Here is a 236-nt window from a genome sequence, read left to right as displayed (position 1 = left end):
GCCTCGCTGATCTGCTCGGGTCCCCGGCGCAGGCGTCGGCGGGCCTGAAGGACGCGCGCCTCAACCTCGGCCGGCGTGCGGGTGGGGCAGGTGCGGGGGAGGCTGGAGCGATCGTGCAGCCCTGGCCAGCCCTCGATCCGGTAGCGATTGACCCAGCGGTGAGCACACTGACGGGAGACGCCCAGCTCCTTGGCGACGTGCGCGACCGGACGCCGGTCGAAGACAACGCGACGCAC

At 72.9% G+C, this 236-nt stretch carries 1 protein-coding gene; it reads right to left on the bottom strand.

Translation table 11 applies throughout. From position 1 onward, the window contains the following. Positions 1 to 236 (bottom strand): helix-turn-helix domain-containing protein (locus ADL12_RS27980; protein WP_159053321.1); only part of this gene is annotated, 236 nt, incomplete at both ends.

Source organism: Streptomyces regalis (assembly GCF_001509475.1).
GTDB lineage: Bacteria > Actinomycetota > Actinomycetes > Streptomycetales > Streptomycetaceae > Streptomyces > Streptomyces regalis.
The sequence above is the reverse complement of the archived record's forward strand: the minus strand, read 5'-3'. Positions and strand labels throughout refer to the sequence as shown.